Source organism: Idiomarina fontislapidosi (assembly GCF_003226255.1).
Classification (GTDB): Bacteria; Pseudomonadota; Gammaproteobacteria; order Enterobacterales; family Alteromonadaceae; genus Idiomarina; species Idiomarina fontislapidosi.
Genome location: NZ_QJST01000001.1, coordinates 460,638 through 475,231, shown reverse-complemented (window position 1 = coordinate 475,231; position 14,594 = coordinate 460,638). Strand labels below are relative to the sequence as shown.

Sequence of the window (14,594 nt, the reverse complement as noted above, 5' to 3'; positions counted from 1 at the left end):
TGTTAGAAAGCGTCAACGATAGACGCGGCTCTAACGGTTAGAGAATCCGCATATGATAGGTTCTATTTTAAAAGTACAACTATTTTTGTTCATGTTACTTGCATCAACTTGGACCTTTGCCGATCAACATAACGAGATCGTTTGGGGAGTTAATGTGTCACCTCCATTCCATATCTGGCAAGGCGAGTACGAGAATGCTGGCTTCTGCGACACGTTAGTGAACACCTTCGAACGCGAGCTACCTACACTCTCACAAACTAAACGTAAACTACCCTCGCGGCGCATTACCAAGCTCATGCGTAGTAATCAGCATTTGTGCTTTCCTTGCTTAATTAAAGGTAGCAATTATAACAAAGATTTCATTTTCTCTGAGGTAACCCATGCCTACCCACCGCACGGAGTTATCACTTCTGCATCCAATGCTCAAAAACTCATCAAACGATTTGGAGAGCCGTTGTCGTTCACACAACTGGCACAGAGCAATTATCGATTTGCACAGCCAATAGAACGGCGCTACGGTGAGTTACAACCCATTGTTGAAGATTACTTAATTCCGTCCGATCACTTTCAAGAGGTATCCGGCGAAGGTGCGCATATGAACCTTATGGCGATGATCGCGACCAACCGAATCGATTATACACTCGATTACAAAATGCTGATGACCTACTTTCAGCGCACCGAGGGGCAGAGCGATCCTGACTTTGAACCTTTGGTATTTATCCCCATCAAAGAGAATCAAGATAAGGTTATTTTGGGTGCTGTGGGTTGCAGTAATAATCGATGGGGCCAACACGCGATAAATAATATGAACCGAGTGCTCAATCAGGTTAAGAGCGATTCCGATTTTCTGCAGTCGTTGGATTTATGGTTGGGCACGGATCGTCCCCGCCCTGAGTTCAGCGATGAGCGTCAATAAATAGATACCGACATGGCATTTAACCAACCGCCTCATTTGGTCAATTACAATGTGTACCACAGTGATCGCTTTTTGCAACAATGTGCTCAGCGCTTTGGCAATCAACGCGATGAAGCCGAGCGCGTGCGATTCGGTGCGCTGTTGGGGAGCGAGCAGCATCTTGCTCGCTGTGAGTCGGCGAATCATTATCTACCCGAGTTGTTCACCCATGACAGGTATGGCGAACGCATTAACCACATTGCTTACCATGAAAGCTACCATGAGCTCATGCATATCGCGACAGAGCAGAAGCTTCATAATGGCGTGTGGCGTTCGAAAGCGCCCTACTCCCATGTTGAACGCACGATTCGCTACTACCTCAATAGTCAACTTGAGGCGGGTCATGGTTGCCCCATTACCATGACCTTTGCTGCTATTCCAGTGCTGCAAAACAGTCGTTTGTACCCACAATTAAAAGAGCCCCTCCTGCAGCCTCGCTATGACGCACGCGATGTCCCGTTTTATGACAAGTCAGCTGTAACCGTAGGTATGGGGATGACCGAAAAGCAAGGTGGTTCTGACGTACGCAGTAATACAACCCAAGCAAGGCCTTTCACGCACGGTGGTGAGGGTGAACGTTATCGACTGAACGGTCACAAGTGGTTTCTATCGGCGCCGATGAGCGATCTGTTTCTCATGTTGGCACAAACAGAACAAGGACTGGGTTGCTTTTTGGTCCCTCGCTGGCAAGAAGACGGCTGCCGAAATGGTATTCATATTCAACAGTTAAAACGCAAGATGGGTAATCAATCCAACGCATCCTGCGAGGTCGAATTGCATGATGTAGAGGCTCGATTACTGGGTACCGAAGGCAAAGGAGTGAGAACGATCATCGATATGGTCGCGATGACTCGTTTCGACTGTATGATTGGCTCATCTGCTTTACTCCGTCAGGCGTTAGTACAATCGTTACATCATTGCCATTACCGCACAGCATTTGGCGCTCGCCTGATTGAACAGCCACTTATGGTAAACCTTTTGTGTGACATGGCTATCGAAAGCGATTGTGCATTGCTTTGGACTATGAGTGTAGCGCGATGGTTAGACGAGCCTGAAGATGATGAGGCGAAAAAGCTCGCTCGGTTGCTTATTCCCGTTGGCAAATATTGGATTTGTAAGCGTGCACCTCAAATCACGTACGAGGCCATGGAAGTCATTGGTGGCATGGGCGTGATGGAGAATACCCCAATGCCGCGCTTATATCGCGAAGCACCGATTAATGCGATTTGGGAAGGCAGCGGCAACATCCAGTGCTTAGATGTATTGCGCGCGTGCGAAAAAGATCCGCAACTGCTCACCACCTGGTTCCGTTTTATCAGTCGTGCATATGGTCGATATCATAGCTTCGACCAAGCGGCAGAACGTTTACAGCGTGAGCTTGATGCTCAATCACCAACACCATTTAACGCCCGTCGTTTAGTCGATGAGATTGCCCTACTGACTCAAGCAGCATTAGCAATAGAGCACATGCAACCAGAGCGGAGTCAACTGGTGTGTGACAATTTCTTCAATCGCACAGGCCGTAATTTGGGTACCTTAGTGGGTAATCCTGATACCGCGCATCAATGGGTTAAGGATAGTTTTACGATTGGTTAGTCAACACGCTGTCGCCACTGCATACGACGATGCCCTTTATCGTGTTGATATCGGGGGTCATCGGTACACGCTCAATACCTCCAGCTCACTCACTCATGTCGAGCACGTATTAGCGGATGCAGCTTGCCGCTCGCTCACCATTATTACGGTGGATAACCCTGGCAGTCAAAAGTGCGCCCGCACCACGTTTACGCGTCATCATTCAGCGCTTACACAACAATTACGTGAACTCGGCATTCGCTTTTTTGCCTCGGCTGCACTTGCGCCTGATTGTGACTGGCCGGTAGAACACGGCGTCGCTATTGCCAATATTCCTCTCGCATCCGCGTACCATATTAATCGTCGCTTTGACCAACACGCCTGTGTGCGAATCACCCAAGAGCAAGGCGTAACCTTACACTGGACTGTTTGTTAAAAAATAATCAATCCTAAATACGATCATCTGCGTAGAACTTGTTAATAGAAAGATGACTCGATTAACCGCGCTAAATATTCCAATTTGGTATAGCGCATCTAACGAATGTCACACATGCGATGTATAGAGTAGGACTATAATTGAGTCATCGCGTTAGAAGGCAACATTCTGCTGGAGGCATTATGAAATCGTCAGAATGGAATACATTGAATGTCGGTCACCACACTCGCTTAAAGAGTCGAAAACTTTGGGCGGCAAGTATTTACAGTGTAATGAGTATTGCGCTCATTGGCGCCATTATTTTTGTCGCTGATTGGCTGAACACGATGTTTACCGAGTCTCACACATTCCTGAGTCAACACCCTAAACTTTATACAGTGAGCATTATCGTGATGCTGACCGCAGGAACCATGTTAATTATCGAGCGTAGTTTGGCTAAAAAACATCGCTACCATGAATGGCGCGACGATTAAGCTTGCTCAAAACGCTCGCGCAAATACGCAATGATATCGTCTGATTCGTACATCCAACGATCGGCTTCGTTGTTATCGGCGATGCGTAAGCACGGCACTTTAACGCGACCACCCTGCTCCGCGAGCGTTGCTCGGTGCTGCTCATTATGTTGAGCATCGCGCAACTCGATCGGTAAATTTAACCGCGCCATTTCCTTGCGGACTTTGATGCAAAATGGACACGTCTTGAACTGGTACAAGCTAAGCGCTTTACAGGCCTCGTCCACTTCTGCTTGCGCAGCTTCAGTTCGCTCGATACCTTTGGGTGTCGTTAATTTTTCCATAATCAACATAAATGGCGTGAGGATCAAACGCACCAATCTAAAAAAATAACGAATTAAAATACGCACCGTACTGCCTCGCTGTTTCTCGCATCTCTAAAGGGCGCAAAGTCTACCATATTTTGCTTAAATCCGATACCGATGCGCCGTTTGCTCGATAGACTGCCCGAGCGCGTGAAAGTAATCTAACCAGCACTCAGCAACGGCATTGGCTTCGGTTTGATTCGGATAGAGACCTAGCTCAGCCGTCTTGCTTTTAAGGGTACCTGCAACAAGAAAGTGATTCTTTAACGACTGTTGCTGGATAATCCGCTCAAAACAGCGCGCTGCGACCTCTTCGGGCATCGAAAAGTAATAACCGCCCTCGGCTTTATCAAACGCCATACACCGTTTCATTAAAGGGCTTGCCGCCTTGCCGTCCGCCGATAGAAATAAACGTTGAAAGCCAAGCCCTAAACGTTCATTCAGGCTGTGCGAACGAACCGGCTCATTAAGTAACCACGATTTACTGGCAAACCGTCCGGGCTGTGCCGGTGTCGTAAATAAATGTGTTGCAATGTAGTGATCGAAGGCATGAAACCATTCATGGGCAAGGCTTCCGCCGCCGGCATTCTTAGCCAACGCGAGTAAACGCCGAGACGGAATATAATGAGCGCTCGCACCGAGCCGACCGCCAATGCCATAATTAATTGATAAGCTGCCGCGTAGCGAGATGACCGACTCATTCACACCGAGTATCGCCTGCAGATCACATAAAGCATCAAAGAATAAGTTCGCCGCCGCTTGTTGCTCTTGCGCTGTCACCCAACGCCCAATACGCACTGAGTTAAAGCCAAAAAGCTTGACGATATCCGCAAAGCTGACGTCGGCACCGCCGCGATGCGGCGGACCGTTTCTGTAATAGTCACGCATGTTCGCTATAATATCACGGTCATGATTGCTTGTACTGGGTTGGGCAGTAACCACGCCCGTACTCAAAACCACGAATTTTACGATGTTTGGTCGCGCGACCTGATACTCGAGCGCGCCAATTATTAAAAGCGGTTCGCTTGAGCTGCTTACGCATTAACTTAATGACTTGCTGCTCAGTCAATCCGTAGGTTTCTTCAATCGCTTCAAATGGCGTGCGATCCTCCCACGCCATTTCAATCACACGCGAAATGTCTGCTTCATCGAGTGCTTTCATCATACAACTCCAATTGACTTGAGCACTTAATTACGCACTAAAGCGCCTCTTGGATGCCTGGTTGCCAGACGCTGCACTGAACTTGTGCGATATGTTCCGCTTGCAGCAAAAGCATCACTACGCGTGACTGACCGATACCTCCACCGATGGTAAAAGGTAGCTCGCCAGCGACTAAACGTTGGTGCCAAGGTAAGGCGAGTCGATGCGTCTGCTCGGTCAGTTCAAGCTGACGCTTTAACGCTTGAGCATCAACACGAATACCCATCGAGCTCAGTTCAATCGCCTGCTTTAACTTAGGACTCCAAACCAGCAGGTCGCCGTTCAAACCTGTGCCATATTGCTCGCAATGCGTGCTCCAATCATCGTAATCGGGGGCACGTTCATCGTGCTTCTTACCATCGCTTAAGGCGCCGCCGATTCCATGTATAAATACCGCACCATACTTCTCTGCGATTTTATCCTCTCGTTGTTTTGCGGTTAACTCCGGATACTCAGCACGGAGTGTTTCGCTGCTGATAAAGACGATGTGCTTTGGCAGTATCGACAACCCGCCGTAAATCGCACGGAATCGTGTTTCAGTCGCTCTCAGTGCGGTATAAATCTTTTCGACTTGTTGCTTCAAGAACTCAACACTGCGCTGCTCTTCTGCGATGACTTTTTCCCAATCCCACTGATCAACGAATACTGAGTGGGTTGCATCTAATTTTTCTTCATCAGGACGTAAAGCGGTCATGTTTACCACAATTCCTTGCCCAACCGGCGCTCGGTAATCCGCAAGAACTTGACGCTTCCATTTTGCCAGTGAGTGCACCACCTGATACTGCTTTTCGGGCAATGCAGACACCTGCACTGATACAGGTCGTTCAATACCCGAGAGATCATCCTGCAACCCGGTACCCTGCTCGGTTAGTAAAGGCCCCTCGCTTTTCACTAACTCCATTTGCTGACATAGATGCGAGAGAAACTCGCTTTTGATGAACTCAATTTGTTGTTGCTTCTTAAAGTAACCTTCCCACATGACGCGCTCCTAAACAGATAGATGATTCGTGGCTGTTAAGTAAGAAAAGCACGCTTTAGATGAGTTTTTCAATAGCGTTTAACCATTTATTGAAAATGTGAAAATAATGTCTTACATTTTCATTTATATTTTAAAAAATATTTAAATATTAAGCCGTTAATTCATGAAAAATTATAAATTAGACAATCTCGATAAATTTATCTTAGAAACACTGTTAAATGATGCGCGTGTTTCCTATGCAACCATGGCCGCGCAACAACAGGTCAGTACCGCGACAGTGCATGTGCGGGTTGAAAAAATGCGAAGACTTGGGCTTATCACTGGCACACGTTTAACAGTCGACACCAAAAAACTGGGCTATGACGTCTGTTGTTTTATTGGTATCACACTGACAACGGCAGGCGACTACCCGATTGCCATTGAAAAACTGGCTAACGTCGATGCGATTACCGAAGCCCACTATACGACGGGGCACTACAATATTTTCGCCAAACTCATGACACGCTCGATTGAAGATTTGCAAGATATTCTGATTAATCGCATTCAAATCATTAAAGAAGTGCAGGCAACGGACACTTGGATCTCCTTGCAGCAGCCCATAGCACGCCAGATAAAGCCATAAGCAGTTGTTAGTGGCATCTGGTTTGCCATTAAACGAAACTCATCCCGTGCAGCGCGGTTTTCTGCTAGTCTGTTGCTAACAATAACAACTAGGAGTATAACAAATGCTGAAACAAGCACTGACGACTTGCTTGGCGGGTGTCGCGTTGCTCACATCCACTGTGACGGCAGCGCAAACCGACCCAGTTGAGTTGGATTACTACCTTCCGCAAGATGTAACGTATGACCCGTCTGTGCCAACGCCCGAAGAAGCGTTAGGCTATCAAGTGGGCGAATGGCACGTACGCCATGATCAAATCGTACAGTACATGTATCAGTTGGCAGAGTCATCTGATCGCATTACGATTGAAGAAACAGGTCGTACCCATGAGCAACGTCCGTTGCTGCTACTGACGGTTACATCACCTGACAACCAACAAAATATCGACGCCGTGCGTGAAAAGCATTTAGCCGCAGCCGATCCTAATCGTGATGCTGATGCCGATACCCCACTCGTTCTGTACATGGGTTACAGTATTCACGGTGACGAATCCAGTGGTTCAAATGCTGCCCTTTTATTTGCATACTACCTCGCCGCCGCACAGAACCCTGCGCTCGATAAGGCATTGCAAGATACTGTAGTGTTGCTCGATCCATCACTCAACCCCGATGGCTTGGCTCGTTTTGCACAATGGGCAAACCAACATCGCAGCCAGAACTTAGTCGCGGATCCGCAATCACGTGAGCATGTGCAGCCGTTTGTCCGCGGTCGTGTAAATCATTACTGGTTCGACTTAAACCGCGATTGGTTGTTGTTACAACATCCAGAATCGCGTGCGCGCATCGCCAACTTCCAAAAGTGGAAGCCCAACGTGCTAACCGACTTTCATGAAATGGGCACCAACAGCACCTTTTTCTTCCAACCGGGTATCCCATCACGGAAAAACCCGTTAACACCTGATGAAAACGTGCGCCTTACCGAGATACTAGCCGCAGCACATGCTGAGTCACTCGATAATCTGGGTAACCTGTACTACACCGAAGAATCCTTTGACGACTTCTACTATGGCAAAGGCTCAACGTATCCCGATATCCAAGGTGCCGTAGGCGTATTGTTTGAACAAGCGTCCAGCCGTGGTCACTTACAGGATTCTGTCAACGGCGAAGTGAGCTTCCCGTTTACCATTCGTAATCAATTCATTACCTCGTTAAGCACGCTGTATGGCGCTCATGCGAATAAAAAACGGTTTATCGACTTCCAAGAGCGTGTCTATGATGACGCTATGGAAGCCGGCGATGATGCTAACTTTGATGGCTACTTGATTGGTGCGAATGACATTAACCGTTTAACCGGATTAGTCGATCTGCTTAAACAACATGGTATTCAAGGGTATCGTGTTGAACGCGATCTCGAGACCAACAACAAGCAGTTTAAAGCAGGTTTAAGTTACTTTATTCCTGCCGAGCAAGCTCAATACGGTCTCATTCAAGGTATTTTTAGCACGCGTAAAGACTTCCCAGATAATACGTTTTACGATGTATCGGGTTGGACATTACCGATGGCCTTTAACGCGCAGTTCACCACCTACCGTGGTCGCATTAGCTTAGACGACACCGCTTGGAATGCACCTAAACGTGATGCAGTGCCGATTAACGCGAACGCTTATGCACTGGCATTTGATTGGAACGACTATAAAGCACCCGCTGTATTACAAGCCTTGCTTGAGCAGGACATTCACGCACGCCAGAGCTTCAAGCCGCTGCATGTGCCAACGGTAAATGGTAAAACTGCCGATTTATCGGCAGGTTCTATCGTTGTCACTCGTGCATATCAAGAGCAGAACTGGTCAAACGTGGTAGCGGCCGTAAAAAATGTCGCGGAACAACAAAATGTCACTGTTTACTCGGTCGAGACTGGCTTAACACCAAAGGGTATCGACTTAGGTAGTCGCAACATTCAACCGGTTGATGAACCTCGTGTGATGATGCTCACGGGTGACGGCGTTAACCTGTATGAGGCGGGTGAAGCCTGGTATTACCTTGACCGCCACGTAGGCTTGCCACTGTCCATGGTCGATACTGACCGCGTGGGTCGCATCGATTTAACACGCTACAGCCATATCATTCTGGTCGATGGCAGTTATTACACGCTTGGCGAGAGTGATATCGCCCGCTTAACCGACTGGGTCCGTCAGGGTGGCGTGTTAATTGGTCAGCAAGGTGGCGCTGAATGGATGAGCCGTCAGGGTCTGTTGTACACGCAGTTTGTCGACGATAAAACCTTTAGCGATGCCTTCTCAACTGAGGGTCTAGGCTACGGCGATCGCGATAGTTTCTATGCTCAACGCCGTATTGCCGGTGCGATTTTCCAAATGGACATCGATGCTCAGAACCCATTAATGTTTGGTTTTCCAAACCGCAGCATGCCCGTCTTTAAGGACGAGCTAAACGCGATGGAAGCACCACAGAGCCCATTTGTCAGTGTCGCCCACTACAGCGAGCAGCCGTTACTCAGTGGTTATGCTGACAAGCGCAATCAGGATGTGCTCGCCGGTAAAACCAACATCGCGGCACACCGTCTTGGCGAAGGACGTGTGATTGGCTTTGCGGATAATGTTAATTTCCGCGCCTTTTTCTGGGGTACCGCTAAATTGCTCAGTAATGCAATCTACTTAGCACCCGCAATTGAAACCTATGCTGACCCGGTGAAAGACAAAGCAGCCGCTGACGAGGCCGCTGCTGCTCACTAATTAAGCAAAATAAACGCACTATTCAAAAGCCGTCATATGAAAAAAATGACGGCTTTTTTTCTATTATTTTGATCCATTCGCTCAAATTACGACTAACGTAATAGTGAACCTTTAAAAAATAAGGAGATACTATGTTACGTTGGGTTCTGATTTTTCTTGTCATTGCCGTCGTGGCAGCGGTGTTTGGGTTTGGTGGTATCGCTGGTGCAGCCGCTGAAATCGCGAAGATTATCTTTTATATCTTCATCATTTTATTCGCTATTTCAATTGTAATGGGTCTCCTAGGCAAACGACGTCGATAACCAATTTATCGTCTATTAGACGTTAGTCGCATGCCTGTTGGGGTTGAATTTGCGCTACAATGGGTGGCGAAACTCAAAATCAACCACAACAAGAGGCTTCATCCATGAATGCAATATTCGTGATGCTATTGGGTCTAGCTGCGATGTTCTTAGGCTATGTGTTTTATTCAAAGTTCATCGCCGAGAAGATCTACAAGCTAGACCCAAATTTCAAAACACCTGCTCATGAATTTGAAGACGGTGTGGATTTCGTCCCAACCAATAAGTATGTTCTCTGGGGTCACCACTTTACTTCCGTAGCCGGCGCGGCACCCATCATAGGTCCTGCGATCGCGGTTATCTGGGGTTGGGTACCTGCGTTTTTATGGGTTATTTTCGGTACTATTTTCTTCGCAGGTGTGCATGACGCTGGCGCAATCTGGGCAAGTAACCGTAATAAAGCGAAATCAATGGGTAACCTAACAGGTGATGTCGTCAGTAAACGCGCTCAAACCCTGTTCATGATTGTTATCTTCTTGGTACTACTCATGGTGAACGCGGTATTTGCCACAGCCATTTCAGGTCTGCTGGTTAAATTCCCGAGCTCTGTTATTCCTGTTTGGGGTGCCATTTTTGTTGCCTTAATCATCGGTCAGATTATTTTCCGTAAATGGATGGGACTCGGCGCTATCTCGGTCCTTGGTGTGGTCGCACTATACTTGCTGATTTGGGCAGGTCCATCAGCGCCGTTAGCCTTACCAGAAACCATTGGTGGTTTAACTGATAACGCGACTTGGGTACTGATTCTATTCGGTTATGCGGCGATTGCTTCGCTGTTGCCTGTATGGATGTTGTTGCAACCTCGTGACTACATCAATGGTCTACAGCTATTCATTGGTTTGATTTTGCTATACGCAGCGGTGCTCTTACTGGGTCCAGATATGACCGCACCTGCGTTTAACACCAATCTGCCGGAAGATACACCGTCGATGCTACCGTTGTTGTTCGTCACGATCGCGTGTGGTGCTATCTCAGGTTTCCACGGCTTAGTCGCCTCGGGTACGACCTCAAAACAGTTGGATAAAGAAACTGACTTACGTTTTGTAGGTTACTTTGGCGCAATTGGTGAAGGCTCGCTTTCACTGGCAACAATTATCGCTGCCTGTGCTGGTTTCGCGACACTCGCCGACTGGGAGGCCGTGTACAGCTCGTTTGGTCAAGGTGGTGTGGCAGCCTTCGTTGAAGGTGGCGCAAATATTATCAGCCAAGGTGTTGGTCTTGATAATGAAATTGCCGAGACCTTGCTAACCGTTATGGCGGTCCTGTTTGCCGGTACGACTATGGACACTGGCTTGCGCTTACAGCGTTACATCTTCCAAGAATGGGGTAATATCTACAACATCTCTTGGATGCAAAAAGCGCTGCCTGCGACCTTGCTTGCTGTCATCTCGTGTGTTGCCCTTGCCTTTGGTGCAGGTTCAGACGGTTCTGGTGGTTTAGCCATTTGGCCGCTGTTCGGTACGACTAACCAGTTACTTGCTGGCTTGACCTTAATGGTTATCACCGTCATGTTGGTTCGCTTGGGTCGTCCAATGTATGTGACACTATTGCCATTGATTTTCTTGCTGATTATGACAGTGTTCGCCCTGTTTATTCAGTTAAAAGGTTTCTACATGCAGGAAAACTGGTTCTTGTTCGGTTTAGATATTGTGGTACTCGTTGCCGCTGTATGGATCGCACTCGAAGCAACATCAGCATTGTCGAACCTTAAGAAAGAGCAAAAGTCTTAAACCATAGACTTAAAGGAGTAAGACCATGCGCAACATGAACATTAAATCGATTCAACAATGGTTTAGTCGTGCGGGTGAGTTAGTTAATGAGTTTTACAACGCACCCTATCGGTCGGCTATTGCGCGCGCTAAACGCGATGAAGACGATTTGTTCATGATGCTGGTCTTTTCCGAAATGATGGGGGTACCCAACCCCGCATCTTATTACACGCTTGAGCTCCAGCCTTTGATGCTGGAGCGCTTTCATGATTGGCATCAACGCATGGGAATGGAACACTCACCCCTTGATCATTTCCGGTGCTGTTAGCCTGCGACTTTGAGGTGTCTTTATGAAGTCGATTCTCGACCGTAAGGTAGTATTGGTCGGCGGTAAAGGCGGTGTTGGAAAAACCACAGTTTCTGCATCTCTTGCCCTCCTTGCTGCAAAGCAAGGTAAAAACGTACTCGTCGTTTCAACGGATCCCGCACACAGTCTCGCTGACGCCTTTGGCGTAAAAATAGGTGATAAACTCACATCAATCAGCGACCGCTTGACCGCGCTTGAGATTGATCCGGATCGCGAAGTGGCTGCTCATATTGACCGCGTCACCCAGCAGATGAAACGCTTCACAAATCCTGATTTGTTCCCCGAAGTTGAGCGTCAAATGCGTTTGTCTAAACAGTCTCCGGGAGCACAAGAAGCCGCCCTGCTCGAGCGTATTGCTAAGCTAATTGATGAGTCTGAGCAGAATTACGACTTATTAATATTTGATACCGCGCCGACGGGTCACACGCTAAGGTTGCTCACATTACCAGAGGCGATGGCGGCTTGGACACAAGGCATGTTGCGTTCACAAAACCGTTCAGAGGAATTCGAGGGTGTTTTAAAGCACTTATCGCCTAAGTCCGGTAAGGATGTCCATAATCCAATGGCCAACCCTGATCAGCATGCCAGCGACGGTTTATCAGAGCGTAGTAAGGCGGTCAGCGAGCAACTGCTAAATCGGCAACGTTTATTTCAACGCACACGCCGTGTGCTGCAGGATGCGCAACATACTGCCATCGTCTTTGTAATGACGCCTGAACGGCTGCCCATACAAGAAACAGAGCGCGCGATGAAGGCATTGCGAGCTGAGCATTTACCGGTTGGTGGCATTTTTGTGAACCGCGTGCTCCCTGACGACGCCGATGGTAGCTTTCTTGCAAAACGACGCGTTCAGGAAGCAGCTTATCTTGAGGAGATAGATAAGACCTTTGCTCAGCACGAGCTGGTGCGATTACCTTTGCTGTCTGAGGATCCACAAGGCTTGGAGGCGCTTAACGCGTTCTCATCGTTGCTATCGTCTGCACTGGGCACTAATGAATAATTAGAGTACGTGCGTGACGTTTGGTCGTGAAAATCTTTAAAAAATAAGTAAGAGCCCTGCGCGTTTTGTTTCATGCTAACGGGCACAGTGTACTCGTTAGCAAAACGCATAAAGTCGATTTCCATCGAAAAGTGCTCTACTGTCACCGACGTTGCGGGCGAGAATTCATTTTTATTTTTTAGCGCAATGCGTTTTAACAACGTTTGCTCTGGCAGATAGGTGATCCGTGCTTCGATTTGATCGGCAAACTCAGAAAAATCATCAAGTTTTGGTTTAAACGCAAATTGCCATACCGGTTCACCGTTATTTTTGGACTCACTAACAAACTCAAGTGAATCAATAATGATTAAATCAGCAAGCGATTTGCTTGGCCCCTTCTCTTCGGCACGGGCTTTCGCCTCGGTTACTCGCATATCACGGTATTCTTCTAACCGCTCCTTGCTTGGCGTTTGCTGGTTCTCACTAAGGAGTTGCCAACGGTAGCCATCCTCGTTGCCACCCAAGTATTCCTCAATGCGGAGGGTGTCACCGATTTGCGATTGGCGTTGATAATTAAACTCAACACCACGCTGCGCACGCAGCGCTTCGATGGTTTGAATGACTTCCGCTTCTTTATCACTGGGCTTGGTCTCACCCGTTTGAGCTGTTGCCAATAAAGGTACTAAAGTCAGTAGTAAAACGAATACGTTTTTATTCATTATTCTCTCGTTAATAATCAAAAATTTAAAAACCACGTAGTATAGTCATATTGTTTACCACACTTACCCCAAAAGGAGAAACCAGATGAAAGCAGTCGGCGTGAAACAATCACTCCCCATCACCGAACAAGAGGCGCTTGTTGATATTGATATTCCTAAGCCAAGTGTGGGTGAAAATGAACTGTTAATTAAAGTTACCGCCGTTGCGGTCAATCCTGTGGATACCAAAATCCGTATGCGTGTAGGACAAGCTGACGACTATAAAGTTCTCGGTTGGGATGCCGTGGGTGTTGTCGAAAGCAAAGGCACTCAAGTCAGTGGTTTTGAAATAGGTGACCGCGTTTATTACGCAGGCGATATTAGCAAGCCAGGTTGTAACGCAGAGTATCACTGTGTTGATTACCGTATTGTGGGTCATGCGCCGCAATCACTTGATGATTTGGCGGCCGCCGCCCTACCGTTGACTTCGCTCACAGCCTGGGAGCTGAGCTTTGACCGATTACAGGTGAATGTTCCTTCGGTGCATAAGCAACGCTGTGTGCTTATTTTTGGTGCGGCCGGCGGTGTCGGTTCCATCATGATCCAATTACTCAAACAATTAACCGATGTGACGGTTATTGCCACGGCATCACGGGACGAAACTCAAGCGTGGGTCAAACAACTTGGTGCGGATTACGTGATTAATCATCATCAGGACATCAAGCAACAGCTCGAAGGTCTCCCGCAACCGACCGACATTGCTTTGTTAACTCATAGCGCAGATTACTTTCAAACTGCCACCGAAGTCATCGCACCCCAAGGTCGTATTGGTATCATCGACGACCCAGAGGAAGCCCTCGATATACGCTTGATGAAACAAAAGAGTGTCAGTTTACACTGGGAGTTTATGTATACCCGGTCATTGTTTGAAACCGCCGACATCAGTACACAACGCGATATTCTAAACCAAGTCGCAGAGCTGGTTAATGCAGGTAAAATTCGCTCCACCGAGGGCACGCGCTTGAATGCAATGTCTGCAGCCACATTAAAAGAAGCGCATCAATTACTCGAATCGGGAAAAGCTATCGGCAAGATCGTACTTCCTGTCGCATATTAAATTTACAAACATACAAGTATGTATGTATAATTGATGCGTTAAATGATAATAGTTATGACTAGAGGTCGTT

At 47.6% G+C, this 14,594-nt stretch carries 16 protein-coding genes; 11 read left to right on the top strand and 5 right to left on the bottom strand.

Annotated features, from left to right (window positions below):
* Positions 1-52 precede the first annotated feature (52 nt).
* The 4 genes from DFP83_RS02340 (at position 53) to DFP83_RS02325 (ending at position 3,439) form a co-directional block, all read left to right on the top strand.
* Positions 53-916 carry a hypothetical protein gene (locus tag DFP83_RS02340; protein WP_110572764.1) on the top strand — a complete coding sequence of 288 codons (864 nt, stop codon included), beginning with the start codon at positions 53-55 and terminating at the stop codon, positions 914-916.
* A 12-nt stretch (positions 917-928) separates the two neighbouring features.
* The gene (locus DFP83_RS02335; RefSeq protein ID WP_110572762.1) at positions 929-2,551 is read left to right on the top strand and encodes an acyl-CoA dehydrogenase family protein; all 1,623 of its coding nucleotides are present in this window, start codon (positions 929-931) and stop codon (positions 2,549-2,551) included.
* Positions 2,544-2,966 (top strand): DUF3293 domain-containing protein, encoded by a 423-nt coding sequence (locus DFP83_RS02330; RefSeq protein ID WP_157981511.1) that lies wholly within the window; start codon positions 2,544-2,546, stop codon positions 2,964-2,966. Before DFP83_RS02335 ends, DFP83_RS02330 begins: the two co-directional genes overlap by 8 nt.
* Positions 2,967-3,148: 182 nt before the next feature.
* Positions 3,149-3,439, top strand: coding sequence for a hypothetical protein (locus DFP83_RS02325; protein ID WP_110572758.1), 291 nt, complete (start codon positions 3,149-3,151; stop codon positions 3,437-3,439).
* Here DFP83_RS02325 and DFP83_RS02320 read toward each other — a convergent pair.
* Genes DFP83_RS02320 through asnA form a run of 4 tightly spaced genes read right to left on the bottom strand, consistent with a single transcriptional unit; the run spans position 3,436 to position 5,963 of the window.
* Complete coding sequence (locus DFP83_RS02320; RefSeq protein WP_110572756.1) at positions 3,436-3,828, bottom strand: glutathione S-transferase N-terminal domain-containing protein; 393 nt, start codon at positions 3,826-3,828, stop codon at positions 3,436-3,438. The two genes, DFP83_RS02325 and DFP83_RS02320, sit on opposite strands and share 4 nt — an antisense overlap.
* A gap of 57 nt (positions 3,829-3,885) precedes the next feature.
* A complete protein-coding gene (locus DFP83_RS02315; RefSeq protein WP_110572754.1) occupies positions 3,886-4,671 on the bottom strand; it encodes a CLCA_X family protein in 786 nt (261 codons plus the stop codon).
* A 19-nt stretch (positions 4,672-4,690) separates the two neighbouring features.
* Positions 4,691-4,945, bottom strand: coding sequence for a TIGR03643 family protein (locus tag DFP83_RS02310; protein WP_110572753.1), 255 nt, complete (start codon positions 4,943-4,945; stop codon positions 4,691-4,693).
* Between the two features lie 37 nt (positions 4,946-4,982).
* A complete protein-coding gene (gene asnA / locus DFP83_RS02305) occupies positions 4,983-5,963 on the bottom strand; it encodes an aspartate--ammonia ligase (protein WP_110572751.1) in 981 nt (326 codons plus the stop codon).
* Between the two features lie 163 nt (positions 5,964-6,126).
* Between asnA and asnC the strand changes: the two genes are divergently transcribed.
* From asnC to DFP83_RS02275, 6 genes are all read left to right on the top strand, one after another.
* Entirely contained in the window at positions 6,127-6,585 is a 459-nt protein-coding gene (gene asnC / locus DFP83_RS02300) for a transcriptional regulator AsnC (protein WP_110572749.1), read from the top strand.
* Between the two features lie 103 nt (positions 6,586-6,688).
* Positions 6,689-9,313, top strand: coding sequence for a M14 family metallopeptidase (locus DFP83_RS02295; protein WP_110572747.1), 2,625 nt, complete (start codon positions 6,689-6,691; stop codon positions 9,311-9,313).
* Between the two features lie 131 nt (positions 9,314-9,444).
* On the top strand, positions 9,445-9,615 hold the full coding sequence (locus DFP83_RS02290; protein WP_110572745.1) for a DUF1328 family protein: 171 nt from the start codon (positions 9,445-9,447) through the stop codon (positions 9,613-9,615).
* 104 nt (positions 9,616-9,719) lie between these two features.
* Complete coding sequence (locus DFP83_RS02285) at positions 9,720-11,384, top strand: carbon starvation CstA family protein (protein WP_110572890.1); 1,665 nt, start codon at positions 9,720-9,722, stop codon at positions 11,382-11,384.
* A 34-nt stretch (positions 11,385-11,418) separates the two neighbouring features.
* Complete coding sequence (locus DFP83_RS02280) at positions 11,419-11,691, top strand: cory-CC-star protein (RefSeq protein WP_071463913.1); 273 nt, start codon at positions 11,419-11,421, stop codon at positions 11,689-11,691.
* A 22-nt stretch (positions 11,692-11,713) separates the two neighbouring features.
* Positions 11,714-12,730, top strand: coding sequence for an ArsA family ATPase (locus tag DFP83_RS02275; RefSeq protein ID WP_110572743.1), 1,017 nt, complete (start codon positions 11,714-11,716; stop codon positions 12,728-12,730).
* On the opposite strand, the gene DFP83_RS02270 is transcribed toward DFP83_RS02275, so the two are convergent.
* Positions 12,622-13,428, bottom strand: coding sequence for a hypothetical protein (locus DFP83_RS02270; RefSeq protein ID WP_110572741.1), 807 nt, complete (start codon positions 13,426-13,428; stop codon positions 12,622-12,624). The genes DFP83_RS02275 and DFP83_RS02270 overlap by 109 nt on opposite strands.
* A gap of 85 nt (positions 13,429-13,513) precedes the next feature.
* Here DFP83_RS02270 and DFP83_RS02265 point away from each other — a divergent pair, with 85 nt between their 5' ends.
* Positions 13,514-14,524, top strand: coding sequence for a zinc-binding alcohol dehydrogenase family protein (locus tag DFP83_RS02265; protein ID WP_110572739.1), 1,011 nt, complete (start codon positions 13,514-13,516; stop codon positions 14,522-14,524).
* The last annotated feature ends 70 nt before the right edge of the window (positions 14,525-14,594 follow it).